Origin of the sequence: Pseudomonas sp. UYIF39, assembly GCF_029963765.1 — a bacterium.
Taxonomy (GTDB): domain Bacteria; phylum Pseudomonadota; class Gammaproteobacteria; order Pseudomonadales; family Pseudomonadaceae; genus Aquipseudomonas.
Genome location: NZ_JALBYU010000009.1, coordinates 90,719 through 108,741, shown reverse-complemented (window position 1 = coordinate 108,741; position 18,023 = coordinate 90,719). Strand labels below are relative to the sequence as shown.

The following is an 18,023-nucleotide window of genomic DNA, read 5'->3' as shown; positions in this document are numbered from 1 at the left end:
ATCCAATATATTGTTCGACCTGTTTGATAGGTTTAACGACCTAATGGAGTATTCATGGAATTGCGTCACCTGCGCTACTTCATTGCTGTTGCCGAAGAACTGCACTTCGGCCGCGCCGCCCAGGTGCTGGGCATCTCGCAACCGCCACTGAGCCAGCAGATTCAGGCGCTGGAGCAGGAGGTGGGTGCGCGGTTGTTCGAGCGGACCAATCGTCGGGTCGAGCTCAGTGAAGCCGGCCGGCTGTTTCTGAAAGAGGCGCGGTTGGTGCTGGCACAGGTCGACAAGGCGGCGGATGTTGCACGGCGGGCGCAGCTGGGTGAGTTGGGCGAACTGAAGATTGGCTTCACCTCGTCAGCTCCGTTTAACTCGACCATCCCTCAGGCGATTTTTTCGTTTCGCCAGAGATTCCCGGCGGTGCACCTGAGCCTGCGGGAGATGAGCAGCACCCAGGTCGCCGATGCGTTGGTGGATGAGTCGATTGAAGTCGGAATCATGCGGCCACTTGGGTTGCCTGATTCGCTCAGCGTGGTGGAGCTGATGCGTGAGCCGCTGGTGGCGGTGCTCAGCTCCAAGCATCCATTGGTGACCGATAGTGAGGAAGGCTTGTTTCTGTCAGCCCTGGCCCTCGAACCCTTCGTATTTTTCCCACGCAGCTATGGCAGTGGTCTGTACGCACAATTGCTCAGCCTGGCGCGGGATGCCGGTTTCAGTCCGCACTTCGCTCAGGAGGCGGGCGAGGCGATGACGATCATTGGTCTAGTGGCGGCGGGGCTGGGTGTATCCGTGTTGCCGGCGTCTTATCAGCGGATGCGCATCGAAGGGGTGGTCTATCGGCCTCTGCTCGATCCGGAGGCGGTGTCGGCGGTGTGGCTGGTGCAGCGCAAGGATCAGAAGTCGCCGATGGCCAAGGCGTTTGTGGAGTTGTTGACGCGTAAGGTTGAACCGTTGAAGCCATAGCTACCGCGCAATTGATCAATTACTAGACTGCCGAATGTCGACTCATCAGGATTCCTGGTTGAGCACGTGTAGCTCAAGAGCTACACTCGGCGCATGACGGAGATCCTTCGAAGTTCAACATTCTCTGACTGGCTATTGAAGCTGGCCGATAGCCGCGCCAGGATGCGTATCCAAGTGCGAATTGACCGCATGTCCGAAGGGAATTTTGGTGATGTCAAAGCCATCGGAGAAGGGTTGAGTGAAGCACGAATTAACTATAGTCCCGGTTATCGGGTCTATTTCATGCAACAAGGCAACCAGTTGGTCATCCTCCTTTGTGGTGGTGACAAAAGCAGCCAAACCCGTGACATCAAACAAGCCAGGCTAATTGCTAAATCCTGGCAGGAGCAAAACCCATGACCGAACAATTCACTCGCTGGGACTCTGCTGAGTACCTCAAGACCGAGGAGGACATGGCCAATTATCTTGACGCTTGTATGGAAGAAGCGGGAGATGATCCAGCATTCATCGCCAAGGCTCTCGGGACCATTGCACGTGCTCGCGGCATGACTCAGGTCGCGCGGGATGCGGGACTATCTCGGGAAAGTCTTTACCGTGCCCTGTCAGGTGAAGGGAATCCAGAGTTCGGTACCATCCTTAAAGTCGTGAAAGCTTTAGGATTGAAGTTACACGCCAGTACCTGAGCCAAATTAAAAGGGGGCGCCGAAAGGCGCCCTTTGTCGTTTCTGGCGTTACGACCAACGCCGAAAGATCAGCGAAGTATTAACCCCACCAAACGCAAAGTTGTTGTTCATCACGTACTGGTTGCTCATCTGCCGGAACTCGCCGCGCAGGTAATCGAGTTTGCCGCAGTGCGGGTCGACGTCGTCGAGGTTGAGGGTGTGGATGTACAGATCGCGGTTCATCATTTCGATGCTGAACCAGGATTCCAGCGCACCGCAGGCTCCGAGGGTGTGACCGAGGAAGCTCTTCTGCGAGCTGATCGGCATGTGCTCGCCGAACAACGCGCTGGTCGCCAGGGTTTCGGCAATGTCGCCCTGTTCAGTGGCCGTGCCGTGACCATTCACGTAGCCGATATCCGAAGGCTGTAACCCGGCGTCTTCCAGCGCCAGCTCCATGGCCCGGCGCATGGTGACCTGTTCTGGACGGGTGGCGTGCTGGCCGTCGGCGTTGCTGCCGAAACCGACAAGTTCGGCGTGGATGTGCGCACCGCGAGCCAATGCGTGTTCGAGTTCTTCGAGCACCAGCATGCCGCTGCCTTCACCGATCACCAGGCCATCGCGGCCGCTGTCGTAGGGGCGTGGGGAAGTCTGCGGCGCATCGTTTTTCAGGCTGGTGGCGTAGAGCGCATCGAAGACCATCGCTTCGGTGGGGCACAGCTCTTCAGCGCCGCCGGCGAGCATCAATGGCAGGCGACCAAACTTGACCGACTCGTAGGCATAACCGATGCCCTGACTGCCGCTGGTGCAAGCGCTGGAGGTCGGGATCAATCGGCCGGTGAGGCCGAAGAAGATGCTGATATTCGCCGCTGTGGTGTGCGGCATCATGCGCACATAGGAATTGGCGTTCAGGCCCTCGGCCACCGAGTTGAGCAGCATGTTGCCGAACGCCTTGATCTCGTCGGTGCTGCCGGTGGATGAGCCGCAGGAAACGCCCATGCGCCCGTCCTTGATCGACGGGTCACCCAACAGACCGGCATCGGCCAATGCCTGTTCTGCCGCGCCGACCGCCAGGCGCGAGACCCGGCCCATGCTGCGCAATTGCTTGCGGGTCCAGTGGCTCGGCACTTTGAAGTCATCGATGGGGCCCGCCAGTCGGGTGTTGAGTTCGGTGAAACGATCCCACTCGTCCATGCGGCGTATGCCGCTGCGGTTGGCTGCGAAATTAGCGGCGATGGTGTCCCAATCGCTACCGAGTGAGGTGATGCCGGCCATGCCGGTGACGACGACGCGCTTCATCAGCACAGGCCTCCGTTAACGGCCAGAACCTGCCGGGTGATGTACGACGCTTCCGCCGACATCAGGAAATTCACTGCGCTGGCCACCTCTTCCGGGGTGCCCATGCGTTGTGCGGGGATCATTTTCATCATTTCTTCCACCGGCACGTTTTCATCGAGCATCGCGGTGTCGATCAAGCCGGGTGCGACACAGTTAACGGTAATTTTGCGCTTGCCCAATTCAATCGCCAACGCCTTCGCCGCGCCGATCAAACCGGCCTTGGAGGCGCTGTAGTTGACCTGGCCACGGTTGCCGATCAACCCAGAAACCGAGGTGATGCAAACAATCCGTCCGGCGGCGCGACGGCGAATCATCGGCATCATCACCGGGTGCAGCACGTTGTAGAAACCGTCGAGGTTGGTGCGCATTACCACGTCCCAATCATCCTCGCTCAGGGCCGGAAAAGCACCGTCGCGCGTCAGGCCGGCGTTCAGCACCACGCCGTAATAGGCGCCGTGGGTTTCCACGTCGGCTTCGAGAATGGCTTTGCAGCTGGCGCGATCGGACACATCGAATTGCAGAATGCGCACGTTGCGCCCCAAGGCTTCGATGTCGGCCTTCACGGCTTCAGCGTCCGCCAGGCCACTGCGGCAATGCAGCACGATGTCATGCCCGGCCTGGGCCAGACGCAAAGCGATGGCGCGGCCGATGCCACGGCTGGAACCGGTGATCAGTACGGATTCAGTCATGGCTGGGTTCCTTGGGTCTCATGAAGGTATTGAGCGGCCTGGGGCGGGCGGAACACGTTCAGACGAGCGGTGGCGTGAATGCCGGGGGCGGTGATGTGGCATTCGAACACGCCCATGCCGTTGTCGTCTTCCAGCGAGCGGATGCCGTGGATGGTCAGCTCCGTGCCGGCGGGGAAGTGCTCGACGTTGCATTCGAATTTGCGGGTGCCGAGCAGAAACCCCAGCTCCACCGCATCGCCTCGCTGGCGCGCATGGCAACCGGCGTAGGCGGCGACGCTCTGGGCCATCAGTTCGATGCCGACCCAGGCCGGCAGGCTGCCGTCCGGGCGGTTGAACAGGCCATCGGGCTTGACCGTGAGGCGGGTGTAAATCTGCTCGTCATCGAACGACAGGATCTGCTCGATGAAGATCATGTCGCCCGCGTGCGGCAGCAGTTCGGCGATCGGCCAGTCAATCATGGGGCGTCTCCGATAATCAGGCTGACGTTGTTACCACCGAAGGCAAAGGAATTGCTCATCAGATAGCGAGGTGCAATGGACGTCAGGCGATTGGCCGGGGTCACCCAATTCAGGGCTGGCAATTTGGGATCCGGTTGGCCGTCCCAGACGTGGGGCGGCAGGGCGTGCTCGCGATTGCCTGCACTGAGGCTCAACCAGCAGAACGCCGCTTCCAGAGCGCCGGCCGCCCCGAGGGTGTGACCGGTCATGGGTTTGGTCGACGAACACGGCACCCCCGCCGGGAACAACGTCGCCACCGCCAGGCTTTCCATGGCGTCGTTGTGTTGGGTGGCGGTGCCGTGCAGGTTCAGGTAGTCGATCTGTTGCGGCTGCAGTTGTGCTCGGTTCAAGGCTTTGCGCATCGCTTGCAGTGCGCCGCGGCCGCTGGGTTCCGGGGCGGAAATGTGATGCGCATCGGAGCTGGCGCCACTGCCGAGCAGGGCAATCGGCTGGCTGTCGCCGACACGTTTGCTCATCAAAAACAGCGCCGCCGCTTCACCAATGTTGATGCCGTTACGGTTCACCGAAAACGGGTTGCAGCGTTGCCCGGACACCGCTTCCAGCGCCGAGAAGCCATTGAGGGTCAGCTTGCACAGGCTGTCGACACCTCCGCACAGCACCGCGTCGCAAATGCCCAAATCCAACAGTCGCTGAGCACTCATCAGCGCCCGGGCGCTGGAAGTGCAGGCCGTGGAAATCACATAGGCCGGGCCGCTCAGTTGCAGCCAGTCGGCGAGGAAGTTCGCTGGAGCGCCGAGTTCCTGTTGCTGGTAGCCATAATCAGCCGGGAACTGATGCTCGCGGATGTAATGGGCCAGGCCGCGACTGGCTTCGTCGATACCCGAGGTGCTGGTGCCCAGAACGATACCGATGCGGTCGCGGCCGTAGGTCTGGATCGCCTGATCGATGTCTTCGCGAATTTGCAGCGCGGCTTCCAGCAGCAATTGATTATTGCGAGTGTCTTGCGGCGCAAGCTCAGCCGGGATCGGCGCCAGTTCGCCGCGAACCGCGGCCACGGGCAACGACCGTTCCGCCACCCAGCCAGCCTCATTGCGCATGCCCGAGCAGTCACCGGCAAACAGGTTGCGAGCGACTTCGGACTTGTCACGGCCCAGGGCGCAGATCACCCCGAGGGCATTCAGGTAGGCCGTCATGGCGCGTCCCCGCTGAGCGGCGTGACTTGATATTTCGGGCCTTTGGGCAGGTTCAATTCAAAGCTCATGGGTTGTGAGTAGCGGACTTCCCAGTGCGCTGGCAAGGATCGTTGCGAGCCATGCTGCCACGCGGCGGGATAGTTGCCCGACAGTTCATCTTTAGGGGTCAGCGCAAACAGCAGCGCGGCGAACAGCTCTCGCGCTTCCGGATTGGGCGGCAGCAGGCCGTCAGCCTGCCACTCGCCATCGACCAGTTTCTGGCGTGCCTGTGGAATGCCCAGCAAGTCCATCATCGACCAGCGAATGCCCGGGCCTTCACGCTGGATCACCAGCACCCAGTCCTGCCGTTGGTCGGCCAGCAGACGCTGGATGTGCAATTGCAGCGGCAATGACAGGTTTGGGGTTTGCTCGGGCAGCGGCGCCCGGCTGGCACAGGCGCTCAGCAACAGGACGCAACCCAAAAGCAGAAAACGGATCATCAAACACACCTTTCAAGGGGTTTGCGCGCGACCACATTGACCAGGGTTTCTTCCCGTTGGCCGAAGGGCTTTGGCCGGCGCAGACCCACGCGTTCAAACAGGCCGAAATCCTTGGCGCGGCTCCACCACAAGTATGGATAAGACACGTTTTGCGGGCCGAGTTCGAAACCTTGCTGACGAATCATCTCCAGGTACCCGGCGGCGCTCTTTTGCACGTGCATCGGATGACGGAACAACCAGCGGATCACCCAAGTATCAATGTAAGCCTCGGTGGATTCGGCGAACAGCAGATAGCCACCGGGTTTGAGCACGCGGTAGAACTCGGCCAGTGCCTGTTCCTGCTGCACCAGATGGTGGAAGGTCTGGTGACAGAACAGCAAATCGACGCTGGCGTCGGGGACGTTGATGCTCGCGCAGTCGCTGCCGATCAACTCCACCGCCATGCCCTGACGAACGGCCTCTTCGCCGGCCAGGTGCAGGCTGTGAGGGTCGGCGTCCAGACCGATCAGGCGCTGGGGGGCAAAGGTCTGGCGCAGGTACTGGAACGATTTGCCCTGACCGCAACCGGCATCCAGCAGCACCGGGTTGCTCGGCGGTGATTCGCTGAACAGGCTGCGCAAATCGGCGATTGCCACTCGCAGAACATGGTGCTGCCAGGTGTGGCTGCGCAGGAACCAGAAACCAAAGCGGGTGTCTTCGACGTAGGTGTCGCTCAAGTAGCTCATGTGGCATCCCTTGCACAGAGCTCCGAGAGCATCCGCAGCCGGCGCTTGGGTTCGGCGACGAACGGATTACGCTCGTCCCAGGCATAACCAGCGAGGATCGAACTGATCATGCGGCGAATATCCGGCGAGCCGCCCTCGTGATAAATCACATCCTGGAACGTCCCGGCGTACCAGCCTTCGACGTAGCAACGGAACGTGTCGACGCCGCGCTTGAGCGGGATGGCGAACTCAGTCTGCCAGTCGACATGTTCGCCTTGCAGTTGGCGATGCAGAACCCCGGCGGCCATGCTCGCCGAGCGCATGGCGATGGTCACGCCGGAGGAGAACACCGGGTCGAGGAATTCTGCTGCGTTGCCGAGCAGGGCAAAGCCTGGCCCGTGGAGGGTTTTGACGTTGGCCGAGTAGCCACCGATGGTTCGAGCAGGCGTATCCCACACGGCGTTGTTCAGCACTCCGGCCAGGCTTGGGGTTTCAGCGATAAACCCTCGCAGGCACTCGTCCAGATTTTCCATGCGACCGTCGAAGTGTTCGGCTGCTGCGACCACGCCCACCGAGCAACGGCCCTTGCTGAACGGGATGGTCCAGAACCAGATGTCGCGGTGGATCGGATGGGTGGTGATGAGGATTTTTTCCCGCTCGAAGGCCGGGTTGTCGATGTGGTCTTCGACGTGGGTGAACACGGCCTGGCGCACCGGGAAATCCGATGGTGCTTCAAGGTCGAGCAAGCGCGGCAACACACGGCCGTAGCCGCTGGCATCCAGCACGAAATCGGCTTCGACACGGTACTGGCTGCCGTCTTCGCGAAGCACATCGAGTTGCGGTTTCGGCAGGGTGAAATCGACGCTGACGATGGCTTCGCCGTAACGAACGTCGACGCCTTGCAGCGCAGCCTGATCGGCCAGCAGCTTGTCGAAATCGGCACGCTGGACCTGGAAGGTGGTCGGCTTGCCGTTGCTGAAAGTCTCGCCGAAATCAAAGGCGCTGTATTGCTCGCCCCAAGCGAATGCCGCACCGTTTTTCAACTGGAATCCGGCGGCGTTCACCGCCTCGAGCATGCCGGCTTCTTCGACGAAATCCAGGCAGTGGGACAGCAGGCTTTCACCGATGGAAAACCTTGGGAAATGCTGGCGTTCGATCATCAATACATCGTGACCTTTGCGCTTGAGCAACGCGGCAGCGATGGCGCCCGATGGACCTGCACCGATAACCACGACCTGGCGATGTTCCATTTCAACTGTTGGCACGGGGGCTCCTTGCCGGGACGGCGATGTTCAGAGGGGTTCGGTGCATGCCGACGAGCGCCGGCAGCAGTGTCGCGATCAGGCCCATCACCATCAGCGCGAAGTACAGCGCCGGGCAGATGAGTTGTTGTTGCAGCAACAGGTTGAGAAAGACGATCTCGCTCAAGCCACGAATGTTCAGCAAGACACTTTCCCGCCAGCGACTGGCGCCTTCAAACGAGGCGCCGGCCCAGCCGAGGCCCAGCCAGTTGCCCAGCAGTTTACTGGCAATCGGGAACAGCAACAGGGCCGCCAGTTGCACCCAGCCGAGGCTGGCCATGGCCGCGTGGACGTTGATTTGCACGATGCCGAACGTGAGGATCAGCGGGATCGCGATATACGTCTGCAAGTGACTCATCCAGATCACCGGCAACGGCAGCACCAACGGCACTTTGAGCGCGGCCATCCACAACAGGTAACCGATGCCGAAAATCAGCGCATTGAGCTTGAAGTGTTCCGCCACGACCAGCAGTGCGAAGAAGCAACCGCTGTGCAGCAACGGCTGGCGCAATCGGAGCAGACGCAGCAGTAACGGCAGGCAAGCGCCGGCCAGCGGCAGCAGGAGGCTGCTCAGGTGCAGGCTGCCCTGGGCGATGGCGAACAGGGTCCAGCAAGTGAGGTCGATGAGGATCGCGGTCTGCACCAGTCGCCGGGTAGCGGCAGGCGGGTATTTGATGTGCCGCAGGTACAGATACAACACCGGAATCGCCGTGATGGCGAACAGCAGGCCGACCGCCAGCGAACTGATCCAGGGTTGCGGCGGTAACAGCCACACCGCTGTCGCGAGGCCGCAGGCAAACGGAATGCAGAAACTCGGCAGGGCGATTTTCAGGCTTTGACGGTCGAGTCGCAGGTCGATCACGTCACTGAGAATGTGCCCCAGCAACAAGGCAAAACTCAAGCTGTAGACGTTTTTCAGCCAGCCCGGTGCGACCAGCGTTGCGCCGCTCAATTGCCATTGGGGCTCGATCCAGAAGTACATCAGCAGCGGCAGGCCGAAGGTGGCCAGCAACAACTGGCTGACGATCGGGATCACGCCGAAGTGTCGACCGACACGGGTGGCCACGGCGAACAGCGCCAGGGCCATGACCCAGAACACGGCGATCATCATGTGGCTGACTCCGTGACTGGGGCGGCGTGAACCTGGTGTCCGGCCCACGGCGCAAGAATGAAGCTGAAGGCCAGCCCCAGGCTCACCGACAGACCGAAGTTGCTCACCGCCGGCGTGCTGGACACCGCCAGCAAACCGAACGACAGCCACGTGGTCAGCGCCGCCAGCAAGGTGCCCAGCAGGCTCACGGCAGCGCCGCCGACCTGTTCACGCATGAGGATCGCGTAATCAACACTGATGGCCGTCACCAGCAGCAGGCCGAACAGACTGAACAGCGTCAGCGGTTGCCCCATCCAGCCGAGACTGGCCAGGCTGCACAGCGCGGCCAGCAGCGGCAGCGCGACGATTCGCAGCGCGCCGCCGAAACCGAACGGCAGGATCAGCACCAGCACGATCAGCACGCAGGACGCGAGTTTCAATTCTGCGACACTGATCTGGGTGTCGGCGAACACCTTGTTCAACTCCCCGAGGCGATCCACCAGTTCCACGCCCGGCAAATCCAGTGCCTGGACGCGTAGCAGAGAGGGGTTGTTCAGGCCTTGCAGACTGACCATCGCCGCTACGCCGTCATCGGTCGGTCCCAGCCACAGCGCGCGATAGGGTTCCGCTAATGGGCCGACCAGCGCTGCGTCGATGTCTTCGGTGGGCAGTGCCTGCAACTTCGTGAGCTCTGCTTGCAGCGCCTCGGCCGGCACGCCGACATCGAGTAGCGGCTGCCAGAACTGCGGCAACTTGTTCAACGCTTCGCGCACTTGCCGCTGTTCGGTCGGTTGGCTGACCAATTGATTGAGCGACAGATAACCCTGGAGTTTTTCCAGGTTGACCAACTGATCCAGCCGCTCGCTCAGCGCGGTTTGGCGTTCCAGCAGTTGCTGCTGATTGGCCGCGCGCACCAGGAAGAACTGGCTGGTGGGTTGATAGCCTGTGATGCGTGCAATGGTTTGTGCTTCGTCAGTCAGTTGCTGCGGTGCACCGACCCACTGGCGAATGTCGTTTTTGGTGTCGAGCTGCAACAGACCGCCCACACAAAAGGCAATCAGCAGCGCCAGCAGCACCGGCGTGCTCGCGAGCTTGAGCAACGCTTCACGGCGCCCCAGCAAATACTCGGCCACCCGCAGCGGCCACTGCGCTGGACGCAGGTCTGTGCCCTTGAGCAGTGCCGGCAGCAGGCACACGGCGGACAAATAAGCGCCGAGCAAACCGGCGGCAGAAAACACGGCAATTTGGGTCAGCGCCGGGAACGGTGTCCAGGCCAGGGCCAGGTAACCGATGCAACTGGTGATCAGGCTCAGCGTCAGGCCCGGCAACGTCAGGCGCAGGGCCGGCCAACTGTGCCAGGGTTTCAGGCTCCAGCTCTTGGACAGATAGTGCAGCGGGTAATCGACCGCCACGCCGATCAGGCTCGAACCGAGCACCAGGGTCATCACATGCATATGGCCGAACAACGCCACGCAGGCCACCGCGCCGAAGAGCATGCCGACCAGCACTGGGACGAAGGCCAGCAAAACCCGCCAGCGCCGGAAGGCCAGCAGCAACAGCAACAGAATGCCCACCGTGGCGCCGCCACCGACCCAGGTCATTTCCCGGGTGGCTTGCTTTTGCCCACTGGCCGCATAGAGCAAGCCGCTGGCGGCAAGCAGTTGAACGTCTACCTGAGCGGCTTCTTCACGGCTGTGCTGGAGCAGGTCGGCCACTTGCAGCGGCAGGTTCATGTCGAAGGCGTTGCCCGTGGTGCGCGAGCGCAGCAGCACCCAACTCTTGCCGTCGGCATCGGCGACCAGCGCACCGCTGCCGATGTCCAGTTGCACCGCGCCGTGTTGCGGCTGGCTGTTCTGGATGCGTCCGGTCAGGCCCAGCCAGTCATCCTGGCTCGGCACCAGACTGAAACCGATGAAGGGGTCGAACAGCGCTTGCACTCGCTGTTGGATAAAGGCGTCGGGATGTTCAATGAGTTGCTGCTGGTCAGCCGCTGACAGCATCGCGAGTCGACCATTGAGCAATTGAGTGCGCAGCGCCGGGAGGTCGGCCTGGAGGTTCCATTGGACCTTTTCGAACAAACCGCTGGCCTGCCACTGTTCACCCAGTTTCTGTGCCATCGCGACGGCTTGCTGGCGATCGGTGTGGCCGACCAGCACCAGCATTTCTCGGTTCAGCGGTTCTTGCATGCGTTGTTCGGCGCGCAGTTCCAGCGCGTCTGGCGCCGTGCCCGGCACCAGTTCCATCAGGTTGGCCGACAGCGGGGCGCCGTCACGCCATTGCCAACCGGCGAGCGCGAGCACCGCCAGCAGCAGGATCAGAAACAGCCGTGGAAGACTCCGTTCACTCGGCAAAGTCATGTTGCTCCGCATCGCTCAACGGTTGGAAGCGGGTGCTGTCCTGCATGCGCAAAAGCGTGCTGTCGCCCTGGGTTTCGAGCAGCTCGATGCTGTGCACCAGTTCGCCGCCGGCAATGTTGATCTGAGTGAACACCTGCTTGAGCAGCATGGAACGCGGGGTGAGCGTCAGCTTCCAGTTCTGTGCATCGCCGCTCAGTGAAAGCTCGAAATCCCGTTGCAGCCCACTGCTGTCGCCTTGCAGTACGGCGAGGAACAAACGGTTCTGCTCGGCGCCGGCACTCTTGCTCGGCAGCATTTGCCAACCGTTGGCGTCACGCCGGGCAATGCCTTTGGCGCTGATGCGGTAATCCTGTTGCAGCGGGGTTTTCAGCAGCCAGAGCAAACCGTGGTTTTTAGCGAGAACGAAAGTGCCCTTGCTGGTCAGCGGCTGGGGCAGGGCGCGCAGGTGTTTTTCCTGAATGAAGTTGCCGTGGATCACGTCAGGTTTTGCCAGTTGATCACTCAACTGCTGCAAATCAAAAGCCTGCGCCATCGAAGAAAACCCCAGCGCCATCACGAACAGGTAGCAGCTGCCGAGCCCGCGAGGCTGCGTTCGGCGGCGAAGCCGTCGTAAAACCTGCGCTTGTGGTGCATCAGGAGAAACGCAGGGCGACTGCTGCGCAATCGAACGCAGGCTTCGGCAGCTGCTACAGAGGGTTTTCAACAGGTTCATGCGAGCATCCTTTCAACAGCGTCGGTGAAGACCTTGGGTGAGGCCAACTGCATTTCGCGGCTGCTCATGTCGACGGCGACCTGCACGGAACTGGCGCGGGTCAAGCGTTCGCCGGTGTCCAGATCGCTGATCAGGTAGCTGATCTTCAGACGGTTCTCCCATTCCACCAGATTGGCGCGCACGTTGAGCTTTTGGCCGAACACGGCGCCGCGCACATAACGCAATTGCAGATCGATCACCGGCCACGCGTAACCCGACTCGACCATGGCCGTGTAGTTGTGGCCGATCTTGTCCAGCAGCGCGCAGCGGGCGACTTCCAGGTATTTGATGTAATGGCCGTGCCAGACAACGTTCATGGTGTCGACATCAAAGAACGGCACGAGGATTTCCGTATCGGTGTGAAGCACTCCCTTGCTACGCATGCAGCCTCCAGTGTTGCTCGGCAATACGCTTCAGGCACAGGCGCAGTTCGCCTTCCAGCGCGCGGTCTTCGATGACCGGCGGGAAGTCCTTGGCCAACTCCTCGTGCATGGCGGCCAGGGCCGGTGGCAATGGACGTGCATCCTCGGCCTTGCTGCGCAGCCAGACGCCTTGGTTGGCGGCCAGCAGGGTGGCGGCGGCGACCTGTTCGGTCAGTTCCAGCACACGGATCGCATCGCGGGCAGCGATTGTGCCCATGCTCACTTTGTCCTGGTTGTGGCATTCGGTGGAGCGCGAGAAGACGCTGGCCGGCATGGTGTTTTTCAGCGCTTCGGCGGTCCAGGCACTGGTGCCGATCTGCACGGCTTTGAAGCCGTGATTGAGCATCGCCCGGTCAGCGGTGGCGCCGGACAGGTTGCTCGGCAAGCCGTGGTTGTAACGCTCGTCCACCAGCAAGGCGAGTTGACGATCGAGCAGGTCGGCGACGTTGGCCACCAGGTTTTTCAGGCTGTCCATGGCGAACGCAATGTGGCCGCCGTAGAAGTGCCCGCCGTGCAACACGCGCTCGGCTTCGGCGTCGATAATCGGGTTGTCGTTAGCGCTGTTGAGCTCGATCTCGATGAACGAGCGCAGCCAGTTCAGGCTGTCGGCCAATACGCCGAGGACGTGGGGTGCACAACGCAGGGAATAACGGTCTTGCAGGCGATGCAGCGGCGCGGTCGGAGCGTCGATCGCCAGATCCTTGCGCAGCCACGCGGCAACTTGCATCTGCCCCGGATGCGGTTTGGTGGCGAACAGGCGCTCGTCGAAGTGCTCGGGGTTGCCTTGCAGGGCGACCACATTCAACGCGGTGATGCGCGTGGCCAGTTGCAGCAGGTAATCGGCGCGGGCGTAGGCCAGGCACGCGAGGCCGGTCATGACGGCGGTGCCGTTCATCAGCGCCAACGCTTCTTTCGGGCGCAGGACCAGCGGTTCCCAACCCAGTTCGCGGTGTACGTCGGCCGCTTGCCAGCGTTCACCCCGGAACATCACTTCGCGCTCGCCGGACAAGGTCGCGGCGACATAGGACAACGGCGTCAGATCACCGCTGGCGCCCACCGAGCCCTCTTCCGGAATCAGCGGCAGAATGTCGTGTTCGAGGAAGGCTTGCAGGCGTTCCAGCAGTTCCATGCGCACCCCGGACACGCCGTGGCACAGCGACTGCAAACGCGCCGCCAGCACCGCGCGAGTGGCCTGCGCATCAAGCAGTTTGCCCAGGCCGCAGCCGTGGAACGTGTACAGATGACGGGGCAATGCCTCGACGTGATGCAGCGGTACCGCGACCACGCAAGAATCGCCGTAACCGGTGGTCACGCCGTAGATCACGCCTTCCTTGTCCAGCAGGGAGTCGAGGAATCGCGCACCCTTGGCGATACGCTCGCGGTACGCAGGGTCGCCTTGCAACTGCGTCGGCACCTGACGGTTGGCCAGGGCCAGCACGTCTTCGATGCGCAAAGGGAGTTCGCCGAAGGTTACCGGCTCAAGCGTTGGCGTCGTCATCGGTCTTCCAGAAAGGGTAAAAGTTGAACCATTGTTGGGGCGCTTCAAGGCAATAGTGACCCAAGCGTTCGGCATAGCGGGAGGCCCACTGATGAATGACCTGCTCGCGGTCGCTGCGCTTCCACACCACGGCCTCGGCGAACGGTTCGAGGGTCAGTCGATAGTCGCCCGTCGGCTTCTTCAGGCACAGCATCAGGTTGATCGGGCATTTCAGCAGACCGGCCAGCAACCATGGGCCCTGAGGGAACGCGGCTTGATGGCCGAGGAAGTCCACCGTCACGCTGCGCCCGCCGTGCAGCGGCACGCGATCGCCGGCAATCGCCAGCCATTCACCGCGCTCCAGGCGCTCATGGAGTTGCAACATGATCAGCGGGTCCAGTTCGCTGACTTGAATCAGCCGCAAATTGGTCGCGCCGGCTTCACCCAGCAAGCGGTTGAAATGTTCGGCGTGCTTGGTGTGCACCAGCACGTTCATCGTGACTTTTTCACCGATCTCGGCCAGCGCACGGCAGACCTCGAGATTGCCCAAATGCGCGCCTACCAGCATCTGCCCGCGGGTGCCGCGCAGTTGATTGCGCAGCAATGCCGGGTCGATGATTTCAATCTGCTCGATGCTCAGCTTGCCGTTCCAGACGTCGAGCTTGTCGAGCATGGAGTCGGCGAAGGCCATGAACTGGCCGAAGACTCGCCATTGGGTCGGGCGCAATTCGTGGCGACCACTCCAGTCGGCGAGTCGCTGCTGGTATTGCCAGGCGCTGCGACGGGCGCTGCGCCCGAACAGGAAAAAGTACAGAACGATGCCGTACAGCAGCGGACTCAACAGCCGACGGCCCAGCACTTTGGCGCAGAGTGCGGTGAATTTCATCAGCCAGAAGCTGCCGCGCTCCTGGCGGTCAGCCCAGTGTTCCTTGTCTGCGCTCATGCTCGCCACCGTCGCCAGAGAATCACTGGCGCCCGCAGCAACATGCCGAAGAACAACCGGGTGTGCATGCTCGTAATCAGCACGTTGTCGTGGAACAGGCGGAAATGCGAGACACCATCCAGCGGGTAATGGACGTTGGTTTGCAGCCATTGCATGGGCAGATTGCGCCAGGCCAGTCGCACGAGAATGTCCGAGTCGAAGTCCATGCGCTTGCCAATCTTCGCCGAATCGATCAGCGCCAGGGTCGGTGGCAACGGATAGACACGGAAGCCGCACATGGAATCGCGGATCTGCAACGACAGGGTGTTGATCCAGACCATGACGTGAGTCAGGTAACGGGCGTACAAACGACCTTTCGGCACGCTGGCGTCGTATCGCGGATAGCCGCAGATCACCGCCTCGGGATGGGCGCGTGACAGTTTGATGAAAGTCTGGACGTCTTGCAGATCATGCTGACCGTCGGCGTCCACCTGCAAGGCATGGCTGAAGCCCAGGCGCGAGGCTTCGCGAAAACCGGTCATGACCGCGCCACCCTTGCCCTGGTTGGCGGCGAGTCGGATCAGGAACACCTTGTCGTGCTGGGCCAGTTGATCAAGCACCTTTGCACAGGGCGGGCTGCTGGCATCGTCCACCAGAATGCACGGCAAGCCGCTGGTGAGCACCGCATCAACCACTGTGGTGATGGCCGTTTCGTGGTTGTAGACCGGGACCACGGCGCAGGGGTTATGCATCGCCTGACGCCTCCAGCAAGATTCGCCCACTGGAGCAGGTTGCGGTCTCGTTGCGATAGGCGAAATACAACTTGCTGCGCGTTGGATCGAAGCGCAGGTGCAACTGGACTTCATCGCCAGGGCGCACCAGTTGCTGGAATTTCAGCACTTCCATGCCCGCGAATTTTGCCGGCAGGTCCATCAATTGCTGACCCAGCGTTAACGCCCATTCCACTTGCACCACACCGGGCAATACCGGTGCCTGAGGGAAGTGACCGCTGAAGTAAGCGAGGTCGGGTGGTACCGCCAGTTGCAGGCTCCACTCGCCATCGACTTCGACCTGTTCCAGCACTTGCGGCGCCTTTGGACGCGGCGCCAGCAGTAAGGCTTCAACGGTGGCCTGGGGCAGTTTGCCCTGAGCGTTCAGCGGCAGTTGCCGCAGCAGGCGCCAGCGTCGTGGCAAGGCCAGGGCTTCGCAATGCTGGCTCAAATGCTGACGCAGTTCTTGCGTGAGGGTGCGTCGCCCCTGATTGCGCAAGGCATGCAGGCCTGACTCGGTCAGCACCAACAGCGCACCCAACGAAGCGCGGTTTTCCTGAACCACGCCAAGACGCGCTTCGGCGACCCAGTCGTGGGCTATGAGTGCCTGTTCCAGCATCGGTAGCGAGATACGTTTTTCTTCCAGTTTGACGATTCGGTCCAGCCGTCCGAGCAGTTCGAATCGGCCGTCGGCAGCGATTCGCGCAGCATCCGCGGTGTGTTCGATATGCCCGGGCGCCAAGTACGGCGAAGCAATGAGCAGGGCGCCGTCGCTGTCCTGGCTCAATTCAATGTCAGCAAAGGGCTGCCAGAGATCGTCGCCCTGACGCCAGGCGATGCCGCCGGTTTCCGAGCTGCCGAGGATTTCCGTCGGCCATTGCTGCAGGCGTTGCTGAAGGCTTTGCGCGGCTTCGGCCGGCAAGGCGCCACCGGAGGAAAATACCCGGCGAACCGCACTTAAAGCAGGCCAGTCGAGGTTGTCGCCCATGCGCTTGAGCAGCGCCGGGCTGGCGACCCAGGCGAACACCGGGTGTTCGCGGCTGGCGCGCTGCAGGTCTTCAGGGAATGCCAGCTGCTTGCGCACAATCGAGCGCCCGGCGCACAGCGGCCATAGCACTCGAAACAATAATCCGTAGATATGTTGAGTGGCGACGCTGCCGATGATGCAAGCCGCCCCAAGATCGGCGCCCCAGAGCCGCTCCAGCGCTTCGACTTCATTGGCCAGTTGGCGCAGGGTTTTGTCGATGCGCTTGGGCTCGCCACTGGAGCCGGACGTGCACAGGCTCAGCGAACAGCGATCCAGATCCAGTGCGGCCGCCATCAACGGCGGCTGCCGATAATCGCTCAGGTGCGCGTCATCGGCCTGATCGGTCAGCCACAGATCGACTTCGGTCGACCAGCGCTGGCGAGTCCGGGCTTGCAGGTCTGCGGGCAGCAGCACGCTGACCCCGGCGCGCCAGGCACCGAGCAGGGCAATCGCCAGGTCGGCGGCGTCCTCAAGGTGCACGGCAATACGTCGCACACCCTGGGCTTGCAGGCCCGCGGCGAGGCTTAACGCCTGTTCGCAAAGCTGTGCATGATTTAGCGTCGGTTCGGCCGTCACGGCACGTTCCGGTTGTGCCTTGAGCAACAGTTGCTCAAGTTTTATCCAATTCATGGGTGGCCTCGTACCCGTTGTCGTATAAGCCATTCAATGGCAAACAGCAGGCCCATCAATCCGTAGGAAATCAGTCCGGTGTACAACATCCACCAACTTAGCGGCGCCCAGAGGGTCAGGGCGGCGGCGAGCAAACCGTTAAAGAGAAAAAACACGCACCAGACGACCGTCACCTGGCGGGTATAAACAATCGCCTTGGCCGGCAGTTGCGGTTCACGCAAGCGCGCCAGGCGTTCGATGATCGGCGGGCCGACGATCAAGCTCAGGCCAAACAGCCCGAGCATGAACGCGCTGATCAGCACCGGGTACCAGCGCAGCAGCAGCGGGCTGTCGAACAACGCCAGCAACAGGCAAAAAGTGATCGCGGTGATCGCCATCCACAGACTGCCGGGCTTGCGCGTACCGAGCAGTGCCCGGGCCAGCCACAGGCTGCCCAGCAGCAGACCGAACTGCCACGGGGCAAAGTGCTCCATGCCGAAATACACCGCAAAGGGGTACAGCAGGCCCGCCAGCAGCAGGCCGAGGCCGATCAGTCGGCTCATGCGGCCGGCTGAACCAGACGGTAGACCGCCTCGACCACGTCGCTGACGGTACGCACCGATTTGAACTCTTCGGCAGCGATTTTCTTGCCGGTCTGGCGTTTGATGTGATCGATCAGGTCGACCGCGTCAATGCTGTCGATTTCCAGATCCTGATACAGGTTGGATTCGAGGCTTACGCGCTCGGGTTCCAGCTCGAAGAGTTCGACCAGAGCATCGCGCAGGGTGTTGAAGATGTCGTCACGAGTTTGCATGGTCCG

The 18,023-nt window shown here is 61.6% G+C and carries 20 protein-coding genes; 3 read left to right on the top strand and 17 right to left on the bottom strand.

The annotated features are described in order from the left end of the window. Positions 1-54 precede the first annotated feature (54 nt). The 3 genes from MO767_RS14525 to MO767_RS14515 all read left to right on the top strand — a co-directional run bounded on the left by MO767_RS14525 (position 55) and on the right by MO767_RS14515 (position 1,640). Positions 55-957, top strand: coding sequence for a LysR family transcriptional regulator (locus MO767_RS14525; protein ID WP_282481064.1), 903 nt, complete (start codon positions 55-57; stop codon positions 955-957). Between the two features lie 93 nt (positions 958-1,050). Next, the gene (locus MO767_RS14520) at positions 1,051-1,356 is read left to right on the top strand and encodes a type II toxin-antitoxin system RelE/ParE family toxin (RefSeq protein ID WP_282481063.1); all 306 of its coding nucleotides are present in this window, start codon (positions 1,051-1,053) and stop codon (positions 1,354-1,356) included. Next, entirely contained in the window at positions 1,353-1,640 is a 288-nt protein-coding gene (locus MO767_RS14515) for an addiction module antidote protein (RefSeq protein ID WP_007943750.1), read from the top strand. Before MO767_RS14520 ends, MO767_RS14515 begins: the two co-directional genes overlap by 4 nt. A gap of 48 nt (positions 1,641-1,688) precedes the next feature. On the opposite strand, the gene MO767_RS14510 is transcribed toward MO767_RS14515, so the two are convergent. The 17 genes from MO767_RS14510 to MO767_RS14430 form a co-directional block, all read right to left on the bottom strand. Beyond that, complete coding sequence (locus MO767_RS14510; RefSeq protein WP_282481062.1) at positions 1,689-2,915, bottom strand: beta-ketoacyl-ACP synthase; 1,227 nt, start codon at positions 2,913-2,915, stop codon at positions 1,689-1,691. Next, a complete protein-coding gene (fabG, locus tag MO767_RS14505) occupies positions 2,915-3,643 on the bottom strand; it encodes a 3-oxoacyl-ACP reductase FabG (RefSeq protein ID WP_282481061.1) in 729 nt (242 codons plus the stop codon). The genes MO767_RS14510 and fabG overlap by 1 nt, the downstream gene beginning before the upstream one ends. Then, positions 3,640-4,101: a hotdog family protein gene (locus MO767_RS14500; RefSeq protein WP_008149597.1), complete on the bottom strand. Its 462-nt coding sequence runs from the start codon at positions 4,099-4,101 to the stop codon at positions 3,640-3,642. Before MO767_RS14500 ends, fabG begins: the two co-directional genes overlap by 4 nt. Beyond that, positions 4,098-5,294 (bottom strand): beta-ketoacyl-[acyl-carrier-protein] synthase family protein, encoded by a 1,197-nt coding sequence (locus MO767_RS14495; RefSeq protein WP_282481060.1) that lies wholly within the window; start codon positions 5,292-5,294, stop codon positions 4,098-4,100. The genes MO767_RS14500 and MO767_RS14495 overlap by 4 nt, the downstream gene beginning before the upstream one ends. Continuing rightward, on the bottom strand, positions 5,291-5,773 hold the full coding sequence (locus MO767_RS14490) for a hypothetical protein (RefSeq protein WP_282481059.1): 483 nt from the start codon (positions 5,771-5,773) through the stop codon (positions 5,291-5,293). The genes MO767_RS14495 and MO767_RS14490 overlap by 4 nt, the downstream gene beginning before the upstream one ends. After that, on the bottom strand, positions 5,773-6,498 hold the full coding sequence (locus MO767_RS14485) for a class I SAM-dependent methyltransferase (RefSeq protein ID WP_282481058.1): 726 nt from the start codon (positions 6,496-6,498) through the stop codon (positions 5,773-5,775). Before MO767_RS14485 ends, MO767_RS14490 begins: the two co-directional genes overlap by 1 nt. Continuing rightward, positions 6,495-7,742 (bottom strand): NAD(P)/FAD-dependent oxidoreductase, encoded by a 1,248-nt coding sequence (locus MO767_RS14480; protein WP_282481057.1) that lies wholly within the window; start codon positions 7,740-7,742, stop codon positions 6,495-6,497. Before MO767_RS14480 ends, MO767_RS14485 begins: the two co-directional genes overlap by 4 nt. Continuing rightward, positions 7,729-8,889 (bottom strand): sodium:proton antiporter, encoded by a 1,161-nt coding sequence (locus MO767_RS14475; RefSeq protein ID WP_282481056.1) that lies wholly within the window; start codon positions 8,887-8,889, stop codon positions 7,729-7,731. The genes MO767_RS14480 and MO767_RS14475 overlap by 14 nt, the downstream gene beginning before the upstream one ends. Then, positions 8,886-11,225 carry an MMPL family transporter gene (locus tag MO767_RS14470; RefSeq protein WP_282481055.1) on the bottom strand — a complete coding sequence of 780 codons (2,340 nt, stop codon included), beginning with the start codon at positions 11,223-11,225 and terminating at the stop codon, positions 8,886-8,888. The genes MO767_RS14475 and MO767_RS14470 overlap by 4 nt, the downstream gene beginning before the upstream one ends. Further along, a complete protein-coding gene (locus MO767_RS14465) occupies positions 11,209-11,778 on the bottom strand; it encodes an outer membrane lipoprotein carrier protein LolA (protein WP_282481201.1) in 570 nt (189 codons plus the stop codon). The genes MO767_RS14470 and MO767_RS14465 overlap by 17 nt, the downstream gene beginning before the upstream one ends. Before the next feature lie 155 nt (positions 11,779-11,933). Beyond that, entirely contained in the window at positions 11,934-12,359 is a 426-nt protein-coding gene (locus tag MO767_RS14460) for an acyl-CoA thioesterase (RefSeq protein ID WP_149631049.1), read from the bottom strand. After that, a complete protein-coding gene (locus tag MO767_RS14455; RefSeq protein ID WP_282481054.1) occupies positions 12,352-13,896 on the bottom strand; it encodes an aromatic amino acid ammonia-lyase in 1,545 nt (514 codons plus the stop codon). The genes MO767_RS14460 and MO767_RS14455 overlap by 8 nt, the downstream gene beginning before the upstream one ends. Continuing rightward, on the bottom strand, positions 13,877-14,818 hold the full coding sequence (locus MO767_RS14450; RefSeq protein WP_282481053.1) for a glycosyl transferase: 942 nt from the start codon (positions 14,816-14,818) through the stop codon (positions 13,877-13,879). Before MO767_RS14450 ends, MO767_RS14455 begins: the two co-directional genes overlap by 20 nt. Beyond that, positions 14,815-15,549 (bottom strand): glycosyltransferase family 2 protein, encoded by a 735-nt coding sequence (locus MO767_RS14445; protein ID WP_282481052.1) that lies wholly within the window; start codon positions 15,547-15,549, stop codon positions 14,815-14,817. Before MO767_RS14445 ends, MO767_RS14450 begins: the two co-directional genes overlap by 4 nt. Continuing rightward, entirely contained in the window at positions 15,542-17,224 is a 1,683-nt protein-coding gene (locus MO767_RS14440) for an acyl-CoA synthetase family protein (RefSeq protein ID WP_282481051.1), read from the bottom strand. The genes MO767_RS14445 and MO767_RS14440 overlap by 8 nt, the downstream gene beginning before the upstream one ends. Continuing rightward, positions 17,221-17,766 (bottom strand): hypothetical protein, encoded by a 546-nt coding sequence (locus MO767_RS14435; RefSeq protein ID WP_282481050.1) that lies wholly within the window; start codon positions 17,764-17,766, stop codon positions 17,221-17,223. The genes MO767_RS14440 and MO767_RS14435 overlap by 4 nt, the downstream gene beginning before the upstream one ends. Continuing rightward, on the bottom strand, positions 17,763-18,017 hold the full coding sequence (locus MO767_RS14430; RefSeq protein WP_028622164.1) for an acyl carrier protein: 255 nt from the start codon (positions 18,015-18,017) through the stop codon (positions 17,763-17,765). Before MO767_RS14430 ends, MO767_RS14435 begins: the two co-directional genes overlap by 4 nt. Between the last annotated feature and the right edge of the window lie 6 nt (positions 18,018-18,023).